Source organism: Clostridium sp. Marseille-P7770, from assembly GCF_902143525.1.
Lineage (GTDB): Bacteria > Bacillota > Clostridia > Lachnospirales > Lachnospiraceae > Pilosibacter.
In genome coordinates this window covers 25,883-52,597 of the sequence record NZ_CABFVC010000012.1, presented here as the reverse complement: position 1 = coordinate 52,597, position 26,715 = coordinate 25,883, and the positions used below count along the sequence as shown (strand labels likewise).

The following is a 26,715-nucleotide window of genomic DNA, read 5'->3' as shown; positions in this document are numbered from 1 at the left end:
GGGATGGACGGACCGCTGGTGTACCGGTTGAGCTGCTAAGCTCATGGCCGGGTAGCCAAGTCTGGCAGGGATAAACGCTGAAGGCATCTAAGCGTGAAGCCCCCCTCAAGATGAGATATCCCATTCGAAAGAAGTAAGACCCCTTGAAGACGACGAGGTAGATAGGGCAGAGGTGGAAGCGCAGTAATGTGTGGAGCTGACTGTTACTAATCGGTCGAGGGCTTATCCAGGAAGGTCAAGTGAAGATTCGAAGGTTGATGAAGTTCAATATGTGGTTTTGAAGGTATGTTACCTATGCACGAGTGGCTCAGTGGTGGAGTATCGCCTTGCCAAGGCGAGGGTCGCGGGTTCGAATCCCGTCTCGTGCTCTCAAAGAAAGAGATAGAAAAAAGAGTCATCCGATGGATGGCTCTTTTTTCTATGTTCGAGCCCTGCCGGGCTCGAATGGTTCGAAGTCTTGGTTCCGCTCTGATCGTCGATGGGCTAACATTTCGTTCGCTCAAAGATAGGAAAAGCCGGCTTGTGAATTTAGCTAACTTTTTAATATGGGGTAAAGATCTATTTGAAGAAAACAAACAAATGTTCTACATGGATTCTGTATAAAATGTCAATTGTAGGATTAGAAATAATAGCATATACTTATGTGTAGAAAGCTATTGATAAAAGAATAGTCTGGGTGTAACCTTTATATATTCAGGCTTTTCCTTTTTTTGATAGGAGGAATATCGTTATGTATAACGTATTAGATGTTGCAAGATATATTATATGGTACTGCAAAAAGAAGGGGTTTTCCATTAGCAATCTGAAGCTGCAGAAAATTTTGTATTTTGTGCAGGCAGAATTTCTTGTAAGTGTTGGAATTCCCTGCTTTGCGGAAGAGATAGAGGCCTGGGACTTTGGTCCGGTCGTACCGGAAGTGTATCATGAGTTTAAAATATTTGGAAGTGCTGATATTCCGAAGTCTGTATGCATGAATGCAGATGAAGCAATTTTAAAAAAAGATAAGACCATGATTAATGATATGGTTGATCAGTGTGGAGTTTACTCAGCTTCAACGTTAGTAGAAATTACGCATAATCAGGATCCATGGCTTAATGCGTATGAAAGACATTGCAATAATGTGATTGAAAAAAAGGCTATTAAACAGTATTTCGAAAAAGGTTAAATATGATAGAATGGAATAAAAGCACAAACACAAAATCGAATTCCACATCTGATTATATTCGAAAGATGGAAAATGAAGTAGATGATTTGTGTGATCGTTTGACGAAAGATTCTAAAGATTTCGATGCTAAGCTATTTTTTGATATGCTGCATGATTACATTCAACAAGAGGACAGGTTATTATATACCAATATAACAAATTACATATTTTCGCTGGATAACGAAGAAACATTTGGCATCATGCAGACAAATCTGGATCATGTTATTAATTATATGTATAGCGATCAATTCCTGTCGGAACATGTCTGGAAGCCAGAATATAAAAATCAGCGAAATCCATATGAACGGACGAAGCGCACGGCATTGAAACTGTGGGATCATATGAATCTTGCAAAGAGGCAAATGGCTTTATTCAAACTACAAGATGCTGATTACACAAAAGTTGTGGATGAAAAAATGCAGAGTGCCGAAGGTCGATTATCTAAAGAAATGAATGGACAGCTAATTTCACTTGTTTCTATTTTTACGGCACTTTCGTTTATATTGTTTGGAGGAATTAGTTCGTTAGATAATATTTTTGCAGGGGCTAAAGATATTCCGGTTACAAAATTAATGATAGTCGGCACTATCTGGAGCTTTTGTATTATGAACTTAGTCTTTGTATTCATGTTTTTTATTGCCAAAATGACTGGGCTTAATATAAAATCGACATCGGATGTGAATGCAAACCTGGTTCAAAAGTATCCACTGATATGGTGGTGCAATCTTGTCTTGATTGCAGTATTGATGTTTTCGTGTTGGGCTTATTATGCGAAAAGTGAAAATATTACAACAGAGATTTATAACTGGTTACAGAATAGATCAGCGCTATATTTTGCTATTGGGACTGTGGTGATAATTTTTATTGTTGGTTTCAGTGCATTGACAATATATAAAATGTCAAAAATGAAAGAATAAAAATATAGCTAGCTATGTTCGATGATCTACAAAATTTCAACGGGCGCGTGGTTGAATAAAAACGAATAAACATGAAAATCAGCCATTGATTTCCCAAAAAGGAAATTACTGGCTGTTTTTTCTTGGGCGAAATTATCGCATTAACCGAAGTTACCAGATTAGTGGAATCCATTTTGTTCCGTCTTTATACACGTCTTCTTTCCGGAAAACGCAATTCCGAAACTCAGAATGTTCGTAATCCCATCATGTTGCATTTCAGCATTATATCGTTTCATAGAAAACTGTTCCAATGCCTTTGAGGACAAGGCAGCCAATTCGTTTAAACTAAGTCCGGCTTTTGCTTTTAATAACATGCACTTTCTATAAAATATGGAAAATCTATGCTCTTGAATCTCCAAAATCCAAATTTCGACATCTTGTGCAGAAAAATGATATCTTGTGCAGGAAGGATTGATTCCGTAGTGAAATTCATTTATAATTCCAGAAACAAGCTTAGACAAAATTTCAAGTCGAACGCTCGTGAGACTTGGCGCGTGATTCTGGTCAGCGAAGTGACATATTCTTATCAGAATCACTGCGCATCCTTGCGGAGCGTTTAGCTCAGTCTGAGACTTAACTCCCACTGAGACAAATTTGTTATTACTCACCACCTGAAGAGGTGGGAGTCTTCTCGACTGAGATAAAATCTTACGGAGGAACTGCTTCATGTCAGAAGAAAGATACATAACGATCGTCTCGGAGAGGAAAACGATCGCTTTAAGAGTGAGTACGATCTTATATGTTTTGATGAATGGAAAATACGCAAATATCCATGTGCTGGGAGACCAGGTGTATCGGACGACGATGACGCTTGGGGAGATCGAGGAGAAGATCGGGGACGGATTTTTGCGGGTGCATCGCGGCTGCCTTGTGGCTGTCATGGCAATTCACAATGTCACGGATACCATCAATCTCAGCAATGGGGAATCCCTGGGGTATACGGCCCGCAAGAAAGGGGAGATCATGCAAACGCTCCGGAACACCCAGATGGGCATGATCCGGGAATTTCAGAATCATGGGGTTCCGATGACGGACGATGAGTACCATGACTATTACCGCAGTTTCGATCAGCTTCCATTCGCATTTACGGATATCGAGATGGTATTTGATGAGGAGAAACGAGCAGTTGACTGGATCTTCCGCTATGGAAATCCGGAACTTGCGAGGCTGGAAAAACTGCCGTTAGACCGGCTGATCGGAAATTCATTCGGAAGTCTTTTCAGCAATATGGATTCCAAATGGCTTCGAAGCTATGAGCGGGCCGTCCTTTACGGGGAGAAACTGGAGCTCATCGACTACAGCCCGGAAATTGATGCGAATCTGAAGGTCACATGCTTTCCGACTTTTCCGGGGCATTGCGGGTGCATCCTGTTCAATATTTCGGAGATCAAATTCGTGAGCAGCAGATAGCAACTATTTAGTCACACATGTTATTATGAAATTGGGAACTATAATCTGACTTTGAAAGCGGAACCCGAGTATACAGTTTCTGGCACTAAGAAAAAAGCTAGTAATTTTACCGGAACAAAGGATATTATCTTTACAATTAGTAAAGCAAAAATTCATCCAGTTGCAGATGAAAATACGGTGATCAAAAAAGTGTATGATGGAACGACAGATGTTTCAGAACAGATATTAGCGAATAGCTCTCCATTATATGATGCTAAGAGCAAAGCAGGGAAAACGCGTAGTAAAATTCTGGAGTTTAATCGAGAAAACGGTGGAGTAGCTGTTTATTCATCAAAGAATGTTGGAATGAATAATGTTAATTTGTCTGGTATCAAAATATCAAGCACAGAACAGTCTGCGATAGATCATTATGAGTTGATAACAGATAAATTGACTCTTTCTGGCGAGATCACCAAAGCAACGCTGAATTCCAATTCGGAAGTCAAAGCAAAAGCGCCTCTCCTCTACACGGGAACATCTCTGCGACCTGAGGTTGTATACGACATCAAGGGAATCGCAGGAGATTCCGGTAAGGGTATTCCTGCGGAGAGAAGCACAAACGCGGAGAATGATGGAACGACAGCGAATCTGATCGATGGTTTAGAGATTCTTTATAAGGTGAATGGTGCAGAAGATAGCACTTACAGCACGGAGGTTCCTTTATTTAAAGAAATCGGCACTCATAAAGTGGATTACAAGGTCACATCCACAAACTATGAAGATCTGACAGGTACTTTTGATGTTCAGATCCAGAAAATGAACCTCGTTGATGCCTATGTTGGATTTAAAAAGTCTTCACTGGTTTACACCGGTTCTGCTCTTGATCCGGGTATGACTGTAAAAGGATCGGAAACTTCGGAAGATATCGTATCAGGAGAAAATTATACCGTTAAGTATCAGAGAGTTCAGGACGTATCGGGAAATACAGTAACAGAAGAGGCAGTCACAGCGCCTACAGAAGCAGGAACTTACAATGTGATCATAACGGCGAAGCAGGAAAGTACTTTTGTAGAGGGGGCAAAGACGGTAGAGAAAGGAGTTACCGTTCTGCCGAAAGCACTCTCAGATACACAGGGAAAGCCGACGGTATCGATATCGATGACACCGGAATCCTTTACCTATGATACGAAAGTACATCAGGTTAAAGATGGAAACATTGTGGTGACAGACACGGATAGAAACGTGACTTTGACACAGGGAACCGATTACGAGATCACACCTCCGTCAGAGCCGATTCAGACTGCAAAGGCATATATCTTTAGCTTTACGGGAAAGGGAAATTACACAGGCAGCTGTACGAAGGAAATCGAGGTCAGAAAGGCGGATCTTACAAACGCAAAGGTTGAGATCAACGGTACTTACACTTACAGCGGAGAAGCTCAGGAGCCGGGTAATGGAGATACGACTCAGGTACAGGTAACTCTGGATCATATTCCGGTAAATTCATCCGAGTACACGCTGGAATATGCAAACAACACAGTAGCTGCAGAGGCCAGCAGCAATGCAGCACCGACGGTTACTGTGAAAGCAATCGATGATGGTAACTATCAGGGAACCGTAAGCAAGACCTTTACGATCCTGCGGAAACCTCTGATGGTGACAGCTGAGAATAAGCAAGTAACTTATAAAGAGGATGCACCGGAGTTTACGGCAGTTTATGACGGATTTGTCGGTGAAGAAACGTTAGCAGGTGTTGGCGGAACGATCAGCTTCCTTTGTAAGTATGAGAACGGAAGTCCGGTTGGCGATTATGAGATTCAGCCGGAGGTTACCGGTCTTGCAAACTACGAGGTGACTGCCAATAAGGGAACACTCAGTGTTCAGCCGAGAACACCGGTACTTACAGATTCTGCAAATCTCTACACGACTCGTATTTATGACGGAAAGGCAGTAGATCTGGCTCCGACAACAGACGGCGATGGCGAGATGAGCAGTGTGATCACGAACAGAGAGACGAACGAAGTCTTAACGTCTGATCCGGTTGATGTCGGGAAATACCATGTTGTTTACAGTTTTGATGCCGGAACGAATTACAGTGCCGGAAGTGTAGCTTATGATTTTGATATTACACCGGCTCCATTAAAAATTACGGCGGCAGATCAGAAACTTTCGTATCTGGATGAGATTCCGGAACATACGGCAGATTATGATGGTTTTGTAAACGGCGAGAACCTGGAAAGTGCCGGAGGAACCGTTCGCTTTGATTGTTCTTATCAGAAGGGAACAGCAGTCGGTTCATATCCGATCAATCCGGAGGTTACAGGCCTCAAAAACTATGAGGTAACAACAGAATCCGGAACGATGACGGTTGAAAAGAGAACCCCGGTCTTCACCGATTCCGCAAATCTGTACACAACTCGTGTCTATGACGGAAAAGCTGTGGATCTGACTCCGGCAACGGACGGGGACGGTACGGTGAGCCGTGTGATCACGAACCGGGAGACGAATGAGGTCTTAACGTCTGATCCAGTCGATGTGGGAGAGTACCGTGTGGTTTACAGTGTTTCGGAAGGAAAGAATTACGCAGAGGGAAGTGTTTCCTACGACTTTGCGATCACACAGGCTCCGCTTGTGATCACTGCAGAGGATAAGAACGTTGTATTCGGAGCAAAAGCACCGGAATATACAGTTGTTTATGATGGATTTGTAAACGGCGAGACGGAAGCGGTTCTTACCGGAACGCTGGTTGTGACATGTGATTATACAGTGGAAAGCCGTGAGTATACTTACGAGATCGTTCCGTCCGGACTTTCTGCAAAGAACTATGCGATCACCTGGAAGAATGGCGTTCTGACAGCACGCTATCCGGAGAGCGACAATGACGACTATGAGGAAACTTCCAAACCGGCGAACAGCAAGATGCCGAAATCCGGAACCAACAATCCGGGACAGGAAGCGACCGCGAAGGATGCGAAAAAAGGCTATGTGAATGAAAATTCCGGTATTGTTTCCGGAAAGACACTTACCGAAGAGATGTTAAAGAATGACAACGGAAGCCTGAATGATGGCTACAGTCACTGGATACAGACAAACGCAGGCTGGTGGTTCCGTTACGCAGACGGAAGTTATCCGAAGGCAGCGGGAGCAGTAAATTCCGGATCCGGCAATTCTTCGGCAGCTCAGAGTTATGAGTGGGTTCAGATCGATGGAAACTGGTGGTCATTTGATTCGAATGGCTATCTGGGTACCGGATGGATCGTTGATCCGGTTTACAGAAACTGGTTCTACGTGGATGCTAACACCGGAATGAAGACCGGTTGGGTCCAAATCGACGGAAAGTGGTATTATTTTAATCCGGTTTCCGATGGAACAAAGGGAATCATGTTCGCGAACCGTATGACACCGGACGGCTGGTTTGTCCGGGAGGACGGAAGCTGGGATGAGAAGCGGTAATGATACCGAAATCAGGATCCTATGAAAATTGAACAAAGACAGAAAAAGGTCGGCACGGGAAATGTGCCGACCTTTTTTCGGACACAAATCCCTGGAAAACACTTGCAATCCGGCCATTTTCTGATATACTAAACCACATTAATGCTTTATTAAACTAATATAGCAGGCTAAAATGATCGGATATCCGTGGCATTGACTTAAGTAAAGGGGGATGATTATGAAATCATTACGAATACTGGGGAGAGTGACTTCAGCGATAATGTTTGTTGCCATCTTCATGTTCAAGATGATGTACTATATCGGACGAGTTCGGAGTGGATGGTTTACAAACGGCTGGTGCATCCCATGGATCTCCATCAGCCTTGCGATTTCGCTGGCTCCGATGGTCTGCATATTCATTTCTTCTATGATGTTGAAAAAGCCATTTTCTGCCGTGCTGCAGATAGTCGGAGGTTGTCTTCTGGCTGCAAATTTACTGTTCGAGGGAGTTTCAATTCTCGGAGCGGCGATGTGTCTGGATAACGACTGGATGGATATCTGTGTACAAATGATGGTATGTCATATACTGGGGGTTATGGCGCTTATACTTGGAGCACTGGGAACTAAAAAGAGGAAGTAACAGTGCAAATCGGCATTTGCACAATTCTTGAACTCAACATAAACTGCCATCAGTGTTGTTCCGTTGCCCGTTCTTTGCTGGTAGAATAAAACCATCAAATGAAGGAGGCAACAAGCCATGAATACAGATAAAATCTATGCAGAACAACTCGCAAACGAATATGCACTCAAGGACACCTCCAAGGTGATCGCTCTTCGCAAGCTGGATGCAAAAGCCAAGCTTCCCGCAACCGTTTTTACCTATACCTTCGGCATTATCACTGCGCTGGTAGCCGGTGTTGGAATGTGCCTTTCAATGAAGGTCATCGGCAGCGGTAGCACCACTATGTTTGTCCTCGGCGTGATTGTCGGAATTATCGGGCTACTGGGCATGGGCGTTAATTACCCCATCTACAAAAAATTGCTGGCGCAGGGCAAGCAGAAATACGCTTTTGAAATCATGGAACTGGCAAAAGAAATCAGCGAGATGTAAACAACAACACGAAAGAAGGTGAGAACGATTGAATAGATCGGAAAGCAGATATTTTGCTACCGCAGCCAGAATGGACGAAGCCTTTCTGACACTTCTGGCAAAAAAAGATTTTGAGTATATTACAATCAAAGAAATCTGTGAAGTAGCAGGGGTCAATCGTTCCACCTTCTATCTGCACTATGAAACGATGTCAGACCTGCTCTCGGAGAGTGTCGGTCATATGAATGAGCAATTTCTTGCTTGCATGGAGAAAGATTCAGATGCCTTTTCTGCAAAGTTGCAGAATTGCCCGAGGGATGAAATATATCTAATTACGCCGGATTATTTAACACCTTACCTCAGCTACATTAAGAACAACAAGAGACTGTTCCGCACAGCAACAGAAAATGCGGCGGTGTTGGGGATGGATAAAAGCTATGATAGGATGTTCCGTCATGTGTTTACGCCGATTCTCGACCGCTACGGTGTACTACAGCAAGATCGACCCTATATCATGGCCTTTTATATGCGGGGATTGATGGCAATTATCTCAGAATGGCTCAAGAATGACTGCGCCGATTCTATTACATATGTTACAGGTGTGATTCAGCAGTGTGTAAAAATGCCGCAAAGCGAAACAACGAACGCTGTTTGACAACTTCCAGTTTGTCAGTCATGAGATAATAGCAAGTACAGCTTGTACCTCTGGCTATGGCGGTGGCTGGAGATGAAAATAGCTCTTCTTGAGCAGGAACGTTCCAATGGAGAATGAGTTCTCAACGGTACTGATGCGTCAATGATGCGTACCGATGCGGGCTGCAGCCTGCCGTTTAAAGTAAGCTCCTGCAAAATATGGAAAAATGCTTGCATTCTGTTAATTTTTTGATATACTTAACTACATTAATGCTTTATTACACTAAATGAGAGGAAGTATGAAAAATGAATGGAGCAATCATCGGTGTTTTTCTTGTGATCATTGCCTATCTGGTGATGATGCTGGCAATTGGTTTCATCTATTCTAAAGGGAACAATGACTCCAGCGATTTCTACCTTGGCGGAAGAAAATTAGGACCGTTTGTGACTGCAATGAGTGCGGAGGCATCGGATATGAGCAGCTGGCTGCTGATGGGACTGCCGGGAGTGGCGTACCTCAGCGGTATCTGTGACGCATCCTGGACTGCGATCGGACTTGCCATCGGTACCTATTTAAACTGGCTGATTGTGGCAAAACGAATCAGGAGATACAGTGCAAAGACGAATTCAATCACATTGCCGGATTTCTTTGCAAACCGGTATCGTGATGATTCAAAGCTTTTATTGGGAATTTCTGCAATTTTTATTATTATCTTTTTTGTCCCGTATACAGCGTCCGGATTCGCGGCATGTGGAAAACTGTTCTCCACATTATTCGGAATTCCGTATACGGCGGCTATGCTGATCAGTGCAGTTGTCATTGTCGGTTATACAGCACTCGGCGGATTCATGGCGGCGAGCTTTACGGATCTGATCCAGAGTATTGTTATGACGATCGCGCTTGTCCTTGTGGTATGTTTCGGCGTATCCATGAGCGGCGGTGTCAGCACTGTCCTTGCAAATGCGAGAGAACTTCCGGGATTTTTATCCCTGATAGCGACATATGACAGTGCATCAGGAACTGCATCTAATTATGGAACAATTACAACAATTTCCACACTTGCCTGGGGACTCGGATATTTCGGCGTGCCCCATGTACTTCTTCGCTTTATGGCGACAGAACATGAGGACAATATTGCGATGTCCAGACGGATCGCGACGGTATGGGTCGTAATCTCTATGGCAGTTGCAATCTTTATCGGCGTTGTCGGTTACAGCCTCTCAAAGAATGGCGTGATGGCAGAGTTAAAGGGATCCGCTTCGGAGACGATCATCATCCAGGTTGCAACACTTTTAAGCCAGCATGGATTCCTCGCGATCATCGGAGCAGGTATCACACTCGCCGGAATTTTAGCCTGCACGATGTCCACTGCAGATTCCCAGCTTCTTGCGGCATCCTCCGCTGTTTCTGAGAACCTGTTAAAGGGGATGTTTGGCGTAAACCTTACGGAGAAGAGAACGATCCATGTTGCCCGGGCGACGGTTCTCTTTATCGCAGTGATCGCAGTATTTTTAGCGGGAAATCCTGACAGCTCCGTATTTGGAATCGTGTCCTTCGCTTGGGCTGGATTCGGTGCAGTGTTTGGACCTGTCGTTCTTGCGGCATTATTCTGGAAACGTTCCAACAGGAACGGTGCGCTTGCCGGTATGATCGCAGGCGGAGTCATGGTATTTGTATGGAAATACTGCGTTCGTCCGTTAGGCGGTGCATGGAATGTGTATGAGCTTCTTCCGGCGTTTATCGTTGCAATGGTCGTTCTGATCGCGGTCAGTCTTGCGACCGGTGAGCCGTCGAAGGAGATTCAGGATGAATTTGATGCGGTGAGAGAAGGAAAGTAAGCTTCTTAGCGACTGAGCAGAAAAAATGCGCACTATGTTCTCATTACTTGCGTGATGAGGCTGGTGCGCTTTTTTTAGTGCGGAGTGTATTGAAAAGAAAGAAAAAAAGAACTATAATGCACATTAAGAGACCTGACAAGTGGGTTTTTGCCAGAACTTAAAAAAATATTGTGGTGACTGCTGAAGCTGAACAGAGCGTCAGATTTATTTATGCGACGGAACGGCTATGATCCGTCCTATACACCGCAGAAGATAAATGAAAAGGAGAATGTGGACAATGGATGAATTACAGCAGAAAATTGTGGATTATGTAGAAGCAAACGGAAAAACATACCAGCAGATCGCGCTGGAGATCCATGAGAAGCCGGAGGTCAGCAATTATGAGTTCTTCGCTTCCAAACGCCTTGCGGATCAGATTAAGAGTGTCGGGTTCGAGGTGGAGATGCCGGCGGCCGGTCACAGAACGGGATTTGCGGCGAGCTATAAGTCCGGAAAGCCGGGCCCGGTCATGGTGTTCCTCGCAGAGTATGACGCTCTTGTGGGACTTGGACATGGATGCGGACACAACCTGTTCGGTGCGACATCCTCTCTTGCGGCGGCTGCGTTAAAAAGCGTGATCGATGAGGTCGGCGGTGAGGTCCGTCTCTACGGAACACCTGGTGAGGAAGGCGGAGAGAACGGAAGCGCGAAGGGAAGCTTCGTCCGTGAGGGATATTTTAAGGACGTCGATGCGGCTCTTTCCGCACATCCGGGCGTCGGCCATCATCTGACAGAGAAGACACTCGGCTGCGTGCCGATCGATATCGAGTTCTGGGGGAAAGCGTCCCACGCGGCAGCAGCACCGGAAAAAGGGATCAATGCCCTGGATGCCCTGATCCAGACATACAACTCCATCAATGCGCTTCGCCAGCACCTGAGTGATGATGTGCGGATCCATGGGATCATTGTAAACGGCGGTCAGGCGCCGAACACAGTTCCGGATTATGCGGCGGCGAAGTTCTACCTGAGAGCGGCAGCAGCAGACACTCTGAAGGACGTCTACGCGAAGGTTGAGCGGATCGTGGAAGCTTCCGCGATGGCAATGGGCGCAAAGGGCAGCATGAAGCCGTACCAGAACTGGGTTGAGAACATGGTTCCGACTCCGTCCTTCGATGCAGTGTATGCGAAGAATTTGAGTCTGTTCGGGGAGACTGCGGAACCGGCAGGGGAGCGCCTCATGGGTTCCACCGACATCGGAAATGTTTCCCAGGTCGTTCCGGCGATCCAGCCGACCATCAATATCAGCGACGAGCCGATCAAGGGCCACAGCAAGGAGATGGTTGCGGCGGCATGCTCACAGAAAGGACTCGATTCGATCCTTCTCGGTGCAAAGGTTCTTGCTTTCACAGCCCTCGATATGATCCGCGAGCCGGAGACCTTGAAGAAGATCAAGGAAGAGCATAAGTACGAGGTTGAGCATCAGGCAGACTGATATCGGTCAGAGAATGTGAAAAACGGGGGATAAAAAGACAGTCTATTCTTATGTGCTGATTTCCTCCAAAATATGGAAAATTGAGATTTTAGAGTTGTGCGCGCATTTTTGCAGATTCCGCAGATGCGCGCACTTGTTTACATCAATCATGCAGCAGAATTACATGGAATCCGGAGTGAAAAATACTGATAAAATTACAAGAAAAGGAAAGCAGGTATATTGCAGAAACAAAATGCCTGCAGATTGCCTGGCGAAGTAGTCATCTGCACAACGCAAACGAAAAAGAAACAGAAGAGGAGAACATCGTCATGAAATACGTCATCATCGGTGCCGGCGGTACCGGAGGAATTCTTGGATTTTATATGACAAAGGCGGGAAAAGACGTGACACTGATCGCGAGAAACGCCCACCTTGCCGCGATGAAGGAGCAAGGACTTACTGTCCGCCATCTCTGGGATGGAACGACGGAGACAGTCCAGGTCAAAGCGGAGAACATGGAGACTTATGAGAGCATGATCGCCTCCGCCGGGGAAGCTGCGAAGCCGGACGTGATCCTCGTGTGCGTGAAGGGATACTCTCTTGACAATACAGTTCCGTTTATTCAGAAAATTGCAAAAAAGAGCACAATTGTGATCCCGATCCTCAACATCTACGGGACAGGAAGCCGCCTGCAGAAGAAGCTTCCGGAGCTTCTCGTGACGGACGGATGCATCTATGTCTCTGCGAATATCGAAGGTCCGGGGGGCCTTGTCCAGCATGGAAAGATCCTGCGGGTCGTATTCGGCGTGCGGGAGAAGAGCGAGTTCCGGGAAGAATTAAAGGAGATCGCGAAGGACTTTTCCGACAGCGGGATCTCCGGCGAACTCTCTGAAAACATCCGCCGGGATGCGCTGGAGAAATTCTCCTACGTCTCTCCGATCGGGGCAGCAGGTCTCTATTATCATGCGGCGGCGGCCGATTTCCAGAGAGAGGGCGAGGAGCGCGAGACATTCAAGGCGATGATCCGCGAGATCATGGCGCTGGCGGACGCGATGGGCGTCCCGTTTGAGAAAGATTATGTGAAGGTGAACCTGGAGATCCTGTCCCACCTGGCTCCGGAGTCCACGACCTCCATGCAGAGGGATGTCATGGACGGAAAACAGTCGGAGATCGACGGACTCGTCTACGAGGTCGTCCGAATGGGAGAGGAGTACCATGTTCCGACACCGGAATATAAAAAGATAGCGGAAAAATTAAAAACTACAATATAAAATCTGGCAGAAATATTTATGGGAAAATACAGACAGAAGGAAACTTATTAGCAGCCATTCTGTGCAAGTTAGAAAAGTGCAGCTGACTTATTTTTGATAGCTCTGATTATAGCTCAGGGTCATCAAAGAGAGTCAGCTGCACTTTTGATTTACGCGAACAACGAGCTAAAGTCCGCTCTTGCGCGAGACCTTGCGACTGTAGTGATATAATCAGGTTTTGTCTGCCTGCAAAGAAGGATCGGGCGGGGCAGAAACGGTGACATCAAACCAGAACACGGTTTCCGTGTCATCGGACGATACCCCGTACTTCATGCCGTGGGCGTCGAGAATCGTGCTGACGATCGAGAGACCGATACCGGTTCCCATGCGGCGGCCGCTCTGGTGCTGGCTTCGCTGGTAGCGCTCCCAGATGATCTCCTGGTCCTCTTTGGAGATCGGGGTTCCGGGGTTTTTGACGGAGAGACGGACCGTTTTTCCGGTCTGTTTCAGGGCGACGGTGATGAGTTCGCCCTCCGGGGTGTGGTTGATCGCGTTGTAGAGGAGATTCCGGAGAACCTGACTCAGTTTTAGCGGATCTGCCGTGATGAATACAGACTCAGGATCTGACTCAAAATGGATCCGGATCCCGTAGGTTTCGGCGGCTGCGGCGCAGTGAGAAGTCTCGGATTCCGCGAGTCCCGCAAGGTCAAAGAATTCCGGATGAAGCCGGATATAGCCGGACTGGAGCTGGGAGTAGTCGAGAATGTCATTGACCATCTCGCTCATCCGGTTGGATTCCTCGATGATGAGGTCGAGATCTTCATTTCTGGCGTCCTCGTCTTTCCAGTGGATGTCGCGGACGAGCTCCGCATATCCGGAGATCACGGAGAGCGGGGAGCGGAGTTCATGGGAGACATTCGCGATGACTTCTTTCCTGAGGACATCGACTCTCGCGAGTGCCTGGCCGAGAAGTCCGACCGATTCCGCGAGTTCGCCGAGCTCATCATGACGTTTTACATCGGCGCGGGCGGAAAAGTCGTTCGCGGCGAGCTGATCGACCGTGTGCTTGATCGCGAAGATCGGCTTTGTGAAATACCGGGAGCAGACGGCCGCGAGGACGGCTGCGGCGATCGTTAAGAGGATGGTCAGGAGAATGAGCTGGTAGCGGTTGTAGTTAAAAACGGTGTCAGTCCGGATCGTGTTTTCGATCAGGAGATAGGCGTCCTCCCCTGCGTAGGTAATCGGAACGCCGATGTGGATGGAAATCGTTCCGTGGTCGCCGTTTAAGACTTTCTGGTAGGAAAGACGGTTTCTGACGTTGGCAAATTCGTCCGTATCCCGGATAAACTCCCAGACATGGTACTCCGGCTCCTGTTCCACGTCAAAGAGAAGATGGCCGTAGCTGAAAATTTCATTGAGTTCCCCCGCATCGTCGGCGAGAAAGATCGTTCCGTCGATCAGGCGGCTGAGGAACGGAAGGAGCTTGTCATCCTCCGCGAGATCGCGGTCAGTCAGATCGTTCATGATCGGCTGCATCTGTTTCAGGGAGGTCGAGAGCGCCGCCTCCGCGTAGGTGTGCTCAAACAGGAAGACCTGGACGAGCCACATAAAGACGGCGGTGAGCGCAACGAGCCCCATCATCATGCCCCAGAGCTGGAAGACCAGGCCGGGGGTTTTTTTTGTGTGTGCTCTGTGAAATGACGATTTTGCTTGATTATTCTGATTTGATATATTTTTCATGTTTATTGATAATATAATCCGGCAGCTGCTTTTCTATGCCTCTGATATTGAGTTTCGTGTATTGTGCGGTGCGTGTCATTCCGTCTGCGCATTTTTCCGTTAAAACGGGATCCATAATGCACAGAGGATTCAAAAAATCGTGATCCGCTACAGATTTTCAATCTTCACGTCCGGATCAAACTTATACCCGACTCCCCACACGGTCTGGATCATGGCGCGGTACGGACCAAGGCGGTCGCGGACGGATTTTACATGGGTATCGACGGTGCGGCCGTCCCCGAAGTAGCTGTAGCCCCAGACATCCTGGAGGAGCTTGTCGCGCCGCAGGACGGTACCGGGATTTTTTGCAAGCTCTAAGAGCAGGTCAAATTCCTTTGGAGCCAGGACGAGCTCTTTCCCGGAGACGGAGGCGATGCGGGAATCCGGCCGGATCTCGAGTTTTCCGTATGTAAAGGAATTGCGGACGGGAGTCTTCCGGTTGCGTTTTAAGACGGCGCCGACCCGCGCCATCAGTTCCTTCGGGCTGAACGGTTTTGAGACGTAGTCGTCCACGCCGAGGCCGAAGCCGGTCAGCTTGTCATATTCCTCGCTCCGGGCGGTCAGCATGATGACGGGGATCTCGCTCGTTTTCCGGATCCGCTCCAGCGTCTCAAAGCCGTCGAGTCCCGGCATCATGACGTCGAGGATGACGAGGTCAAAATCCGCATCCTGTAATTTCTCGAGTGCGGAAAGTCCGTCCGCGGCTTCCTCACACTCATAATGTTCCACTTCTCCGTAGGTTCTTACGAGTTTTCTCAGACGGATATCATCGTCCACAATTAAAAGTTTTGCCATGCCGGTAAATCTTCTTTCTTAATATTAAAAATCTGCAAATGCAACAGTTCTGACATTTCTTATTCAGCAATGATTTCTGCCTCGTGAAGGGAAAATAGATCACGCGGCGGGTGAACGCGGGCTGTTCGTCAGAGCATATGCTTTCCTAAATAAGATATATCATAAAATTCCGATCTGGAAAAGCTTCCTCACAAAGTCCTCACAAATTCCTGAAATTTTTCTCACAAAGTGTTCACAATTGACTTTTATAGTAAAACGCGATAATGGAACATGATTCCTGGAGACGGAATGAAAAATAACTGGAAAACGCAGCAGACCGCGGGAGTCATTTTGAATTTACGCGAACAACGAGCCAAAGTCCGCGCTTGCGCGAGACCTTGGCAACTGTCGCGATAACAAGGGGAAACTCGCGAAGCGTGTTTTCACTTGTTTACAGGAACTGTATGAAAGTGAGAGATAGAAGGGAGTATCAGATCATCATGAAGAAAAAGAACATCATCCTGTGCGCGGCGGCTGGTGTCGTTGTCGTTGCGGCAGCGGCCGGCGTGACGGCCATGAAAGGTTCATCCGGCGGTGATAAACAGGGCATGGGCGGCGGTCCGGGAGGCGGACCGGGCGGAATGGGCGAGATGGAACAGCAGACCCAGACGACCGTGGTCCGCGCTGAGGAGCCGGAGACGGGAAACATCTACCTGACAACGGAGCTCACCGGAACCGTGGAGCCGGATGATGTGGTCCATGTCTATGCGAAGGCATCCGGGGACATCACGGCGGTCAATGTCAAGGCGGGCGATACCGTGACGAAAGGTCAGGTGCTCTTTACGATCGACACGGAGCAGGTCGATACGGCGAAGAACTCCGTGGATTCTGCGGCGGTCAATCTCCAGAAAGCGCAGAGCGACCTTGCGAGAATGCAGATCCTTTATGATGGCGGCGACCTCTCGGATCAGGAATATGAGCAGTATACAAATGCGGTGAAGGCCGCGCAGCTCCAGTATAATTCCGCAAAGACATCGTATGATCAGCAGGTCGGTTACAGCAGTGTGACGGCTCCGATCTCCGGAAAGGTGGAGAGCTGCAGTGCAGAAGTTTACGACCGGGCGAATATGAACGGGGAACTCTGCGTGATCTCCGGCGAGGGTGAGAAGAAGGTGACATTCTATGTCACCCAGAGAATGCTGGAGAACCTTGCCGTTGGCGATTCCCTGACAGTCGAAAAGAGCGGAAATGCATATAACGCAGTGATCGATGAGATCAACACCATGGTGGACGATTCCACAGGAATGTTTAAGGTGGAAGCGCAGCTTGCCGATACAGACAACAATGCAGCGACAGGAAGTACCGTGAAGCTCACCGTTACGACGGGAAAAGCCGAAAACGTCATGACGATCCCGGTGGATGCCGTGTATTACAGCGGAGGAAAAGCCTACGTTTACTTATATGAAGATGGAAAGGCAAAGAAAGCATCCATCGAGGTCGGAATCAACGATGACGATTATGTGGAGGTCACAGACGGACTTTCTGCAGATGATCTTGTCGTGAGCACCTGGAGCAACAACCTGTATGAGGGTGCGGATATCCAGCTTTCCGGCAGCAGCGACAGCCAGGCAGCCCCGGAAGGAGAAGCTGGCGCACCAGATGGTCAGGCAGCTCCGGACGCAGCGGGGCGGAATGGCGGAGCAGCCCTGGCGGGTGAGCTAAACGCAGATGTCCCGGCAGACGGAGCAGGTGGCGAGACACCAGCCGCAGATAACAGCGCTGCCGGCAGCAGTGCATCACAGGAGGGCTGATCATGGGACTTACGAGATATGTATTAAAACGTCCGGTCACAACGATCTTAGCACTGCTCTGTATTCTTGTGTTCGGTATCTCCTCCGTATTCAGTGCCACACTGGAGCAGATGCCGGATACGGATCAGCCGATGCTGATCGTCCGGGCTTCTTATCAGGGAGCGACACCGGAAGACATGGATGAGCTTGTGACAAAGCCCATCGAGGATCAGGTCAGTACGCTGGAGGGCGTAAAGAGCATGTCATCCACCTCCAACGAGGGAAATGCCATGATTATGCTGGAGTATGATTATGATCAGGATATGGATGATGCCTACAATGAACTGACACGTTCCTTAAACAGCATCCGCGGACTCCCGGATGACTGTAATACGAGCGTCATGGAGATGAACATGAACGGCGGAAACGACATCATGCTCTCCATCTCCCACGACACGCAGGAAGATCTCTACGATTACGTCGACCAGAACATCACGCCGGTGTTCGAGCAGCTCTCCACGGTGGCTCAGGTGGAATCCATGGGCGGTTCTTCCGAGTACGTGAAGGTGGAGCTCGATCCGGTAAAGATGAAGCAGTACAAGGTGACGGTGAACCAGATCACGAGTGCCATGGCGGCAGCGGACCTCTCTTACCCGTCCGGTGACGCGCAGTACGGTGATCTTTCCCTCTCCGTAACGACTTCCGCAAAGGCAGACACGCTCGATGACCTGAAGAAGGTGCCGATCACGACCCAGAGCGGAAAGATCGTCTATCTGGAAGATATCGCGGATGTGTACACGACGGAAGAACAGATGGGCGGCGTGTCCCGCTACAACGGACAGGAGACGATCTCCCTCTCCGTATCCAAGAAGCAGGACAGCTCCGCAATGAAACTTTCTTCCGATGTAAAATCGGCGGTTGAATCCCTGGAAGCGGCAGATTCCGGGCTTCACATCGAGATCGCCCGCGACAGCGCAGACAGCATCAAGTCATCCCTCATGGACGTTGCGCAGACGATGGGCCTTGCGGTCGTGATCTCGATGGTCATCATCTGGCTGTTCTTCGGTGATATCAAGGCGTCCCTGATCGTCGGAAGCTCGATCCCGACCTCCATCCTGGTGTCCCTGATCCTGATGACGCGAGTGGGATTCTCCTTAAACGTCATCACGATGAGCGCCCTGGTCCTCGGCGTCGGCATGATGGTCGATAACTCGATCGTTGTCCTCGAGAGCTGTTTCCGTGCGATGGACAAAATGGACGAAAAAGGCTTTGTGGAGTACGCGAAGGCGGCTCTGGAAGGTTCCGGACTCGTTGCCATGTCCGTCCTCGGATCGACTCTCACGACCTGCGTCGTATTTATCCCGCTGACGACTTTAAACGGCATGAGCGGACAGATGTTTACCCCGCTCGGCTGGACGATCGTATTCTGTATGAGTGCATCGCTGCTCTCCGCGGTCACGGTCGTTCCGCTGACGTACATGTTATATAAGCCGAAGGAGCGGGAAAAAGCGCCGCTTTCCGGTCTGATGAAACTTTTGCAGGCACTTTACAGACATGTGCTCCCTACAGTATTAAAGCACAAGGCGATCGTCATGTTGGGATCTGTCGGACTTGTCGTCCTGACCTTGTTCCTCGCGAGCGGAATGCAGAGCGAGCTCATGACGGCGGATGACAACGGAACGATCTCCGTGACGATCACGACGAGACCGGGACTTCTCGATGAGAAGGCGGATGATATTTTAAATCAGGTGGAATCGATCGTGAGCAGTCATGAGGACGTGGATTCCTACATGCTCCGCTATAACGGCAGCAGCGGTACGGTCAGCGCTTACTTAAAAGACGACCGGAAGATGAGCACGGATGAGATCGTTTCCCAGTGGGAGGACGAAATGTCCGGTCTTGAGAACTGTACGATCGAAGTCGAGGCGTCCTCGTCCATGAGCTTCATGGGACGGAGCCGCGGATATGAGGTCATTTTAAACGGTTCCGATTACGATACGGTAAAAGATACCGCAGACAAGATCGTAAATGAGATGGTTGCCCGCGATGATGTGAAGAATGTCCACTCCGACGTGGAGAACACGGCCCCGGTCGTATCGATCAATGTTGATCAGGTCGCAGCGTCCGCGGAGGGACTGACGGCGGCTTCGATCGGACAGCAGGTAAAGACGATGCTCGATGGCACCGAGATCGCGACCCTGACGATCGACGGAAATGAGGTCAGCGTCAAGGCTGAGTATCCGGACGGCATGTACCGGACGGTCGAGCAGGTGAAGAACATGCTGATCACGACGGGAAGCGGCGGAAGTGTCGCACTCTCCGACGTGGCGGATGTCGTGTTCAAGGATAACCCGTCCTCGATCTCCAAGACGGATAAGTCTTACGAGGTTACGATCACGGCCGATTATACCGGTCAGAATGTCAAGAATCTGATCGACAGCGAGGTCGTACAGCCGAATCTTCCGAACGGCGTGACGATCGGAACAAACTCCATGAACCGGATGATGGCGGAAGAGTTCTCCGCCCTGTATCAGGCGATCGCAGTCGCAGTATTCCTGGTATTCGTGGTCATGGCGGCGCAGTTCGAGTCACCGAAGTTCTCCTTCATGGTCATGACGACGATCCCGTTCAGCCTTGTCGGTTCCTTCGGACTCTTAAAACTCACCGGAACGACGATCAGTATGACTTCCATCCTGGGATTCCTGATCCTCATCGGTACCGTCGTAAACAACGGTATCCTCTATGTGGATACCGTCAACCAGTACAGATTGACGATGGATCTTAAGACAGCGCTTGTCGAAGCGGGTGCGACGCGTCTCCGCCCGATCTTAATGACGAGCTCGACGACGATCCTCTCCATGATCCCGATGGTGCTCTCCACGGGAAGCAGCGCATCGACGACGAAAGGTCTCGCGATCGTAAACATCGGCGGACTGACGGCTGGTATTCTTGTCGCGCTGTTCATTCTTCCTGTTTACTATGCGATCATGAATGGCAAGAAGGAGAGGAAGGTGCTGGATATCTAAAAGTTCAGATGGGTTCTGCTCAGGGGAAATTTGCTGACAGAGTCTTTTGAAATTGGGAAAAAGGATTGATCAAGGTTAAGGATTTCAATAAAATAGGATCATTTTAAAGGGATAATTTTAAAAGGATAATTTTCAAAAAAGGATTATAAAAAGGATTATAGGATAACAAGGTTTCAGGAACACCCTGGGGGAATATTCCCCGGGGCGGACCTGTATCTGGCGGAGAAAGGAGCTAACATGAAACGATGGAAGATCGCGGGACTGTTTGCCATGGCGCTCATGGTGAGCGCAGCGCCTTTTCAGGCGTTTGCGACGAGTCCGGAATTTGTGTATACAGCGGAGAAATGGGCGTCTCTTCGTGACAACAAACTCGAATACGGGGAGATCGCCGATCTGATCCATGAATATAATACGACGGTGCGTCAGAATGAGCTGGACTATCAGGAATACAAGGGAAAGACGAGCACGGATATCGCGAAGGAATACTATGATTCCGCAAGCGAAGTGTCTGACCGGATCAGCTATCCGGACGATGACAGCGCCAACTACGCGAACCAGATTGCATCAGCGTTGAACAGCGAGATCTCCGTGACGAACCTGACGGAACAGGGCGACAGCAATGTGGATGACGGCGAGATCAAGCGCCTCGGATATGAGCAGCAGGAGAAGAATCTCGTGCAGCAGGCGCAGAAACTCATGATCTCCTATTACAGCGGAAAAGCGTCCCTGGCCACTCTCGAGGACGCGGTGACACAGGCGGAGACCGCCTACACACAGGCGCAGACGAGAAAAGCCGCCGGGATGGCACTCCAGTCAGATCTCGACACGGCGGCGGAGGCGGTCACAAACGCGAAAGCATCTCTGCAGTCGGCAAAGAGCAGTCTCGAGCAGACGAAACAGCAGCTCATCATCATGATGGGCTGGAATTACAATGACTCTGTCGAGATCGGCAGTCTGCCGGATGTGGACACATCGGTCGTCTCAAAGATCAACGTGACGTCGGATATCCAGACGGCGATCGCGAACAACTACAGTGTGAAGATCACGGAGCGCCGTCTCGCAAACTCCCAGTCGGAGAACAACCGCGCGACCTACACGAACACGCTGTCAAACCAGAAGGACACGGTCTCAACAAATGTGAAGAATGCCTACAACAGTCTGGTTCTCGCGAAGGACAGCTATGACCAGGCGAAAACGAGCTATGATCTTGCTGAGAAGGAGCGCGCGGCGGCAGAATTAAGACTTTCCGCCGGGACGATCACGAAGAAGACGTATGAAAAGCAGGAATCTGCCTGCCTGTCGGCAAAAACTTCCCTGGAGACGGCAAAATTGAGTTTTCTCACTGCGAAGGTCACATATGACTGGGCGGTGGCGGGACTGGCATCGGCGTCATAAATCCCCGGCAGCGGGTTCCCGCAGCTGTCGCCTGTCGTTTTGCTGGATCAAGGAGACGGAAAATACGATGGCAGCAGGAAAGAAGAGCGGGGATCGAGCGCGGAAATTCGGAGATCAGTGGATGTGAGGAGATGAAAAAATGAAAGTTGATAAGAAATGGCTGGGTGGTCTGATGTTCGGAGCCGTGCTTTTCGCGGCGGCGGGAAACAGCAGCTATGCGGGATATGAGTCTGGAAATATGTGGGAGAGTCTTTCGGATGTGTTCTCACAATACGGGATCGTGTCCTACGCGGCAGAAACATCTTCCGTGGATCTTAGCCAGGTAAAAAAAGTCGAGTACGGAAACCTTCGGGAACTCATCAAGGCAGGAAACTTTTCCTACCGGCAGAGTGAGGACAGCCAGAACCGCCGGAGCGAGCCGTATGAGAAGATGCATGAGACCTTGAAGGAAGAGTATGATTACCTGAAAAAGATGGCAGATTCCTACAAGGATGATGGCGACACCGAGATGCAGGCGCTCTATGAAAACAACGCGAAAAATATCAGGATCTCCATGGCGCAGGTGCAGTCCACGATCAACCGGATGAACTCGGCGAGCCAGGAAAAGACCATGGAGGACATGGCGGACACGCTGACGGCGTCGGCGCAGAACCTGATGAACTCGTATAACCAGATGGCGGCGAATGTCGCGGCCATGGAGAAGAGCGTGGAAGCGGCGCAGAGCTCCTACGACGCGGCGGTAAAAAAACGTTCGGCGGGACTCATCAAGGATACGGAGCTGGAGTCGGAAAAGAGCAGCCTGACGAGGCAGCAGAACTCCCTCGCGTCCCTGAAGGAGCAGCAGAGTGAGTTGAAGGAAAGTCTTCTGACGATGCTGGGATTTTCCGGGCGCACGGATATTGAGATCGGGACTGTTCCGGACCCGGATCTTTCTGCAATCCGCGCAGTCTCCGTGGAAAATGACCTCCAGACCGCGATCAGCAATGATCCGACCTGGGTCAGTGAGATGAAATCGAAGGTGATGGGGACGGATAACCGGGAGCTTCGGAAACAGCGGATCAGCGAGGCGGCGCAGAACGCGGAGATCAGTCTGAGATCCGTGTATGAGAATCTTCAAAACGCCTTATCCCAGTATGAGGCGGCCGAGAGCGCTTATTCAGCGGCAAAACAGGCCTGGGACACCGTGCAGAAAAAGCAGGCGGCAGGCATGCTCTCGAAAAATGCGTATCTCTCTGGCCAGGCATCATGGCTCTCCGGTGAGGCGGCGATGAACACTGCGAAGCTGAACCTTGTCTCCGCCTACACGTCGTATGTATGGCAGGTTGCCGGAGTTGAGACAGGTGCATCCGGCGGCACTGCGGCGGCAGCGGGATCTTCCGGCGGCGGGGCGCCTGCCGGAAGATAGAGGGGTTAGAGAAATCTCTTCATCTGCTCCCGCAGCTTTTCTTCCATCCCGGTGAGCTCGTCCGCGAGCTCCATGGCGGCCTTTGACGCACCGGAATACTGATTTTTATAACCGCATATGGTCTTGATCCCCATATTACAGCCGTCAGTGACAATACTGGCGGCTTCTTTGTCTCCGCCTTTTGCCATCATCCGCATTTCTGTGGACATCCAGGACCAGGCGGATGCCATTTTGCCCGGCTCTTTTCCCTGCTCTTCCATGGCACTCAATGTCTTTTTGATCCTCAGATCGAGATCCTGATGCTTTTCATAGCTCGCAGTGATCTCATTCCATAACCTCTGATCGGAAACAAAATCCCGGATCTGTTCCAGACTCTCCGCCGCCATCGCGCATCCGGAATCGCATTCCCGGAGCAGATCGACTGTGTGTTCTTCCATTGTGATCATCCTTTCTATTAAGAAGGTTTTACAGGTCAGCTTCCGTGTGACGAATGATAAAAAATCCGTCATGGATCAGGCTGATCCGTATATATGAAAAGTATGGGAAAGACAGAAGAAAAATATACATTTTGTTATGGGCAGGAAGTGAAAGCGGATCGGGAATCTCTTTGAAAAATGCAGACGGAATTTCGGACATGCGGCTTTGTGCGGAGAAATTTACGGATCGGGCTCCGGTATGGACAGAAAAATTTAAGAAAATTAAAAATAAAGAGAAAAATGGATCAGTTGAATCAAGAACCTATTTATGTTATGATGGTAACGGTCGACAAAAAATGGCAGAAAATAGAAATACAGCGCGAAAAAGAAGTGCCGGTCCGGCGGAGCGCAGTTTCTGCCAGATATTGGAGGAAACATTTGGAAAAGACAGAAGCAGAGAAGATCCTGAGGGAAAAACTGGGATCCGCGGAGAAGATCCTTGTCGGGATCGGCTCTGAATGGAAGAAGAAAGAAGGCGCGGAGGAAGAGGAAATCCTCCATGCGGCTGAACAATTAAAGAAGTTTCTGGATGGAAAAGACTACTATATGATCACGTCCCTGGCAGACGAGGACGCAAAAAGACTCCCGTTTGATGCCGGACATATCGCGGTCCCGCACAGCGTATCCTTTACGGAAGAAAACTGGAAATCGTACACGCTGTGGCTTTCCTGCACCTTAAACAGGAATACGGTGCTTCTGGAACTCGGGGAGAATTATAAAGATCCGTCCCTGATCCGCTGGCCGTTTGAGAAGACGGCGATGTTAAACAATAAGGCGTATCTGTTCCGTGTCCATAAGATCTTTTCGCAGGTTCCGGAAGAACTGGCCGGAAAATCATGTCCGGTGGCGGAATCATCCGTGAAATTTGCGGAAGAGTTTTTCGACTGATGCATCAATACTACAAGGAGGAAATATGGCTGCGATCGCAAATGACTGGTTAGCCCCGATGAGCGGGGAATTCAAAAAGCCGTATTACAGAAAATTGTATGAGACCGTAAAGAACGAGTACGAGACAAAGGAGGTCTACCCGGCGCCGGATGACATCTTCAACGCGTTCGCGTTCACGCCTCTCGCCAAAGTAAAAGTCGTGATCCTGGGACAGGACCCGTACCATGAGCCGGGGCAGGCCCACGGGCTGAGCTTCTCCGTGAAGCCGTCGGTGGAGATCCCGCCGTCCCTCGTCAATATTTATAAGGAACTTCATGAGGACTGCGGCTGTTATATCCCGAATAACGGATATTTAAAGAAGTGGGCCGACCAGGGCGTCATGCTCCTGAACACGGTCCTCACAGTCCGCGCCCATGCGGCAAACTCCCACAAGAATATCGGCTGGGAGGAATTCACGGACGCCGCGATTCGCATCTTAAATGAACAGGACCGCCCGATGGTGTTCATCCTCTGGGGACGCCCGGCGCAGATGAAAAAACCGATGCTGACGAACCCGAAGCACCTGATCCTCGAGTCACCGCACCCGAGCCCGCTGTCCGCCTACCGCGGATTTTTTGGCAGCCGTCCGTTCAGCAAGACAAATAAGTTCTTAAAAGAACACGGCCTGGAGCCGATCGACTGGCAGATCGAAAACGCCAACTAGCAATCTGGCGTGCGTCAGCGGGTTCGGAAAAATGCGCCGCAAGCTTGCTTGCAGAAGCATTTTTTTGAACCTGTTGACATAGGGCGGATGCCCGAAGCTTCTTGTTTTCATGACAATGAAAACAAGAAGACCGCACGCTATATTCAAAATATAAAGCATAGGAGTGAATATGAGTAATTTTATTGAATTTCTGAAGATCATTGTATTCGGTGTCGTAGAAGGTTTCACCGAATGGCTTCCGATCAGCAGTACCGGACACCTGATCCTGGTGGAAAATATCGTCCACCTCAACGTTTCTGAGGACTTTATGAACGTGTTCCGCGTTGTGATCCAGTTAGGTGCGATCCTGGCCGTCCTGGTCCTGTATTTCAGACGGCTGAACCCGTTTGATCCGGGAAAGAAACCGGCACAGAAACGTGCAACCTGGCACTTATGGTTCAAGATCGTGATCGCGTGTCTCCCGGCGGCTGTCATCGGAATCCTGTTTGATGATGTTCTGGATAAGTACCTCTACAATCCGTATGTCGTAGCGGCAATGCTGATCATCTACGGTGTGATCTTCATCGCATTTGAGAACCACAATCAGTATGCGGAGGCGCGGGTAAAGAAGGTCTCCCAGATCAGCTACCAGACCGCCTTCTATATCGGTTTATTCCAGCTTCTTGCCCTGGTCCCGGGTACATCGAGATCCGGCGCGACGATCCTCGGCGCGATGATGCTCGGCTGCTCCAGAACAGCAGCATCCGAGTTCACCTTCTTCCTTGGAATTCCGGTCATGTTCGGCGCCAGCCTCTTAAAGATCGTTCACTACGGACTCGCATTCTCCGCGATGGAACTCTTCTTCATGGTGGCAGCGATGGTGATCGCGTTCATCGTTTCCATGTATTCGATCCAGTTTTTACTTGGATATGTCAAGAAACATGACTTCAAGTTCTTCGGATATTACCGTATCGTCCTTGGCGTGATCGTCCTGATCTACTTCGGACTGACTGCGATCCTTGCAAAATAGATCCTGTATTGTAAAAAAAAACATTCATATGAAATCCCGGGCTGTATGAGGAATGGCTGATCTCCTTATATAGCCCGGGATTTCCTGGTTCATAGGAAATTCCTATAGAACGTCCGGTTAAACGAAAAGACACTGTGTACAGAAATGTGATTCCATTTCACAGAACTATCCATGATTCATCACACTTTCATCACAATTCACTGGTACACTATGTCATGTAGTTGAGG

20 protein-coding genes, 1 tRNA gene and 1 rRNA gene are annotated in these 26,715 nt (G+C 49.1%); 19 read left to right on the top strand and 3 right to left on the bottom strand.

The genetic code is table 11. The features are described 5' to 3' along the window. The 12 genes from FN001_RS17785 to FN001_RS17730 all read left to right on the top strand — a co-directional run. Nucleotides 1-230 (top strand): 23S ribosomal RNA (locus tag FN001_RS17785); the annotation flags it as partial. A 66-nt stretch (nt 231-296) separates the two neighbouring features. Further along, nucleotides 297-368 (top strand) — tRNA-Gly (locus FN001_RS17780). A 362-nt stretch (nt 369-730) separates the two neighbouring features. Then, complete coding sequence (locus FN001_RS17775; RefSeq protein WP_142412750.1) at nt 731-1,165, top strand: Panacea domain-containing protein; 435 nt, start codon at nt 731-733, stop codon at nt 1,163-1,165. 2 nt (nt 1,166-1,167) lie between these two features. Continuing rightward, the gene (locus tag FN001_RS17770) at nt 1,168-2,121 is read left to right on the top strand and encodes a hypothetical protein (RefSeq protein WP_142412749.1); all 954 of its coding nucleotides are present in this window, start codon (nt 1,168-1,170) and stop codon (nt 2,119-2,121) included. Nucleotides 2,122-2,826: 705 nt separating this feature from the next. Next, on the top strand, nt 2,827-3,570 hold the full coding sequence (locus FN001_RS17765) for a LytTR family transcriptional regulator DNA-binding domain-containing protein (RefSeq protein ID WP_142412748.1): 744 nt from the start codon (nt 2,827-2,829) through the stop codon (nt 3,568-3,570). A 345-nt stretch (nt 3,571-3,915) separates the two neighbouring features. Further along, nucleotides 3,916-7,002 (top strand): MBG domain-containing protein, encoded by a 3,087-nt coding sequence (locus FN001_RS17760; RefSeq protein WP_142412747.1) that lies wholly within the window; start codon nt 3,916-3,918, stop codon nt 7,000-7,002. A 217-nt stretch (nt 7,003-7,219) separates the two neighbouring features. Then, nucleotides 7,220-7,621, top strand: coding sequence for a hypothetical protein (locus tag FN001_RS17755; RefSeq protein WP_142412746.1), 402 nt, complete (start codon nt 7,220-7,222; stop codon nt 7,619-7,621). A 117-nt stretch (nt 7,622-7,738) separates the two neighbouring features. After that, nucleotides 7,739-8,092, top strand: a complete 354-nt coding sequence (locus tag FN001_RS17750; RefSeq protein ID WP_013274291.1) for a hypothetical protein — start codon at nt 7,739-7,741, stop codon at nt 8,090-8,092. Nucleotides 8,093-8,120: 28 nt separating this feature from the next. Then, nucleotides 8,121-8,726, top strand: a complete 606-nt coding sequence (locus FN001_RS17745) for a TetR/AcrR family transcriptional regulator (RefSeq protein ID WP_142412745.1) — start codon at nt 8,121-8,123, stop codon at nt 8,724-8,726. Nucleotides 8,727-9,010: 284 nt separating this feature from the next. After that, the gene (locus FN001_RS17740) at nt 9,011-10,543 is read left to right on the top strand and encodes a sodium/proline symporter (RefSeq protein ID WP_142412744.1); all 1,533 of its coding nucleotides are present in this window, start codon (nt 9,011-9,013) and stop codon (nt 10,541-10,543) included. A gap of 277 nt (nt 10,544-10,820) precedes the next feature. After that, a complete protein-coding gene (locus FN001_RS17735; protein WP_142412743.1) occupies nt 10,821-12,014 on the top strand; it encodes a M20 family metallopeptidase in 1,194 nt (397 codons plus the stop codon). Between the two features lie 308 nt (nt 12,015-12,322). Next, nucleotides 12,323-13,264 carry a ketopantoate reductase family protein gene (locus FN001_RS17730; RefSeq protein ID WP_142412742.1) on the top strand — a complete coding sequence of 314 codons (942 nt, stop codon included), beginning with the start codon at nt 12,323-12,325 and terminating at the stop codon, nt 13,262-13,264. Nucleotides 13,265-13,474: 210 nt separating this feature from the next. Here the strand turns inward: FN001_RS17730 and FN001_RS17725 are convergent, their stop codons facing one another. Both FN001_RS17725 and FN001_RS17720 read right to left on the bottom strand, forming a co-directional pair. Then, complete coding sequence (locus FN001_RS17725; protein ID WP_185911983.1) at nt 13,475-14,881, bottom strand: sensor histidine kinase; 1,407 nt, start codon at nt 14,879-14,881, stop codon at nt 13,475-13,477. A gap of 249 nt (nt 14,882-15,130) precedes the next feature. Continuing rightward, the gene (locus FN001_RS17720) at nt 15,131-15,817 is read right to left on the bottom strand and encodes a response regulator transcription factor (RefSeq protein WP_142412740.1); all 687 of its coding nucleotides are present in this window, start codon (nt 15,815-15,817) and stop codon (nt 15,131-15,133) included. Between the two features lie 449 nt (nt 15,818-16,266). Between FN001_RS17720 and FN001_RS17715 the strand changes: the two genes are divergently transcribed. The 4 genes from FN001_RS17715 (at nt 16,267) to FN001_RS17700 (ending at nt 23,412) form a co-directional block, all read left to right on the top strand. Continuing rightward, nucleotides 16,267-17,607 (top strand): efflux RND transporter periplasmic adaptor subunit, encoded by a 1,341-nt coding sequence (locus FN001_RS17715; protein WP_486463536.1) that lies wholly within the window; start codon nt 16,267-16,269, stop codon nt 17,605-17,607. Nucleotides 17,608-17,609: 2 nt separating this feature from the next. Continuing rightward, complete coding sequence (locus FN001_RS17710) at nt 17,610-20,612, top strand: efflux RND transporter permease subunit (protein ID WP_142412739.1); 3,003 nt, start codon at nt 17,610-17,612, stop codon at nt 20,610-20,612. Nucleotides 20,613-20,849: 237 nt separating this feature from the next. After that, on the top strand, nt 20,850-22,007 hold the full coding sequence (locus FN001_RS17705) for a TolC family protein (RefSeq protein ID WP_142412738.1): 1,158 nt from the start codon (nt 20,850-20,852) through the stop codon (nt 22,005-22,007). Nucleotides 22,008-22,146: 139 nt separating this feature from the next. Then, nucleotides 22,147-23,412: a TolC family protein gene (locus FN001_RS17700; RefSeq protein ID WP_142412737.1), complete on the top strand. Its 1,266-nt coding sequence runs from the start codon at nt 22,147-22,149 to the stop codon at nt 23,410-23,412. 5 nt (nt 23,413-23,417) lie between these two features. Here FN001_RS17700 and FN001_RS17695 read toward each other — a convergent pair whose 3' ends face one another. Then, nucleotides 23,418-23,849 carry a hypothetical protein gene (locus tag FN001_RS17695; protein ID WP_142412736.1) on the bottom strand — a complete coding sequence of 144 codons (432 nt, stop codon included), beginning with the start codon at nt 23,847-23,849 and terminating at the stop codon, nt 23,418-23,420. Between the two features lie 417 nt (nt 23,850-24,266). Here FN001_RS17695 and FN001_RS17690 point away from each other — a divergent pair, with 417 nt between their 5' ends. From FN001_RS17690 to FN001_RS17680, 3 genes are all read left to right on the top strand, one after another. Next, on the top strand, nt 24,267-24,776 hold the full coding sequence (locus FN001_RS17690; RefSeq protein ID WP_142412735.1) for a hypothetical protein: 510 nt from the start codon (nt 24,267-24,269) through the stop codon (nt 24,774-24,776). Nucleotides 24,777-24,801: 25 nt separating this feature from the next. Further along, entirely contained in the window at nt 24,802-25,479 is a 678-nt protein-coding gene (locus FN001_RS17685; RefSeq protein ID WP_142412734.1) for a uracil-DNA glycosylase, read from the top strand. 169 nt (nt 25,480-25,648) lie between these two features. After that, on the top strand, nt 25,649-26,488 hold the full coding sequence (locus FN001_RS17680) for an undecaprenyl-diphosphate phosphatase (protein ID WP_142412733.1): 840 nt from the start codon (nt 25,649-25,651) through the stop codon (nt 26,486-26,488). Nucleotides 26,489-26,715 lie beyond the last annotated feature (227 nt).

What these genes read in the sequence shown, in the direction of transcription:
- FN001_RS17775 (WP_142412750.1), top strand. Translation starts at nt 731, where the DNA reads ATGTATAACGTATTAGATGTTGCAAGATATATTATATGGTACTGCAAA.
- FN001_RS17770 (WP_142412749.1), top strand. Translation starts at nt 1,168, where the DNA reads ATGATAGAATGGAATAAAAGCACAAACACAAAATCGAATTCCACATCT.
- FN001_RS17765 (WP_142412748.1), top strand. Translation starts at nt 2,827, where the DNA reads ATGTCAGAAGAAAGATACATAACGATCGTCTCGGAGAGGAAAACGATC.
- FN001_RS17760 (WP_142412747.1), top strand. Translation starts at nt 3,916, where the DNA reads ATGAATAATGTTAATTTGTCTGGTATCAAAATATCAAGCACAGAACAG.
- FN001_RS17755 (WP_142412746.1), top strand. Translation starts at nt 7,220, where the DNA reads ATGAAATCATTACGAATACTGGGGAGAGTGACTTCAGCGATAATGTTT.
- FN001_RS17750 (WP_013274291.1), top strand. Translation starts at nt 7,739, where the DNA reads ATGAATACAGATAAAATCTATGCAGAACAACTCGCAAACGAATATGCA.
- FN001_RS17740 (WP_142412744.1), top strand. Translation starts at nt 9,011, where the DNA reads ATGAATGGAGCAATCATCGGTGTTTTTCTTGTGATCATTGCCTATCTG.
- FN001_RS17735 (WP_142412743.1), top strand. Translation starts at nt 10,821, where the DNA reads ATGGATGAATTACAGCAGAAAATTGTGGATTATGTAGAAGCAAACGGA.
- FN001_RS17730 (WP_142412742.1), top strand. Translation starts at nt 12,323, where the DNA reads ATGAAATACGTCATCATCGGTGCCGGCGGTACCGGAGGAATTCTTGGA.
- FN001_RS17725 (WP_185911983.1), bottom strand. Translation starts at nt 14,881, where the DNA reads ATGGGGCTCGTTGCGCTCACCGCCGTCTTTATGTGGCTCGTCCAGGTC.
- FN001_RS17720 (WP_142412740.1), bottom strand. Translation starts at nt 15,817, where the DNA reads ATGGCAAAACTTTTAATTGTGGACGATGATATCCGTCTGAGAAAACTC.
- FN001_RS17710 (WP_142412739.1), top strand. Translation starts at nt 17,610, where the DNA reads ATGGGACTTACGAGATATGTATTAAAACGTCCGGTCACAACGATCTTA.
- FN001_RS17705 (WP_142412738.1), top strand. Translation starts at nt 20,850, where the DNA reads ATGAAACGATGGAAGATCGCGGGACTGTTTGCCATGGCGCTCATGGTG.
- FN001_RS17700 (WP_142412737.1), top strand. Translation starts at nt 22,147, where the DNA reads ATGAAAGTTGATAAGAAATGGCTGGGTGGTCTGATGTTCGGAGCCGTG.
- FN001_RS17695 (WP_142412736.1), bottom strand. Translation starts at nt 23,849, where the DNA reads ATGGAAGAACACACAGTCGATCTGCTCCGGGAATGCGATTCCGGATGC.
- FN001_RS17685 (WP_142412734.1), top strand. Translation starts at nt 24,802, where the DNA reads ATGGCTGCGATCGCAAATGACTGGTTAGCCCCGATGAGCGGGGAATTC.
- FN001_RS17680 (WP_142412733.1), top strand. Translation starts at nt 25,649, where the DNA reads ATGAGTAATTTTATTGAATTTCTGAAGATCATTGTATTCGGTGTCGTA.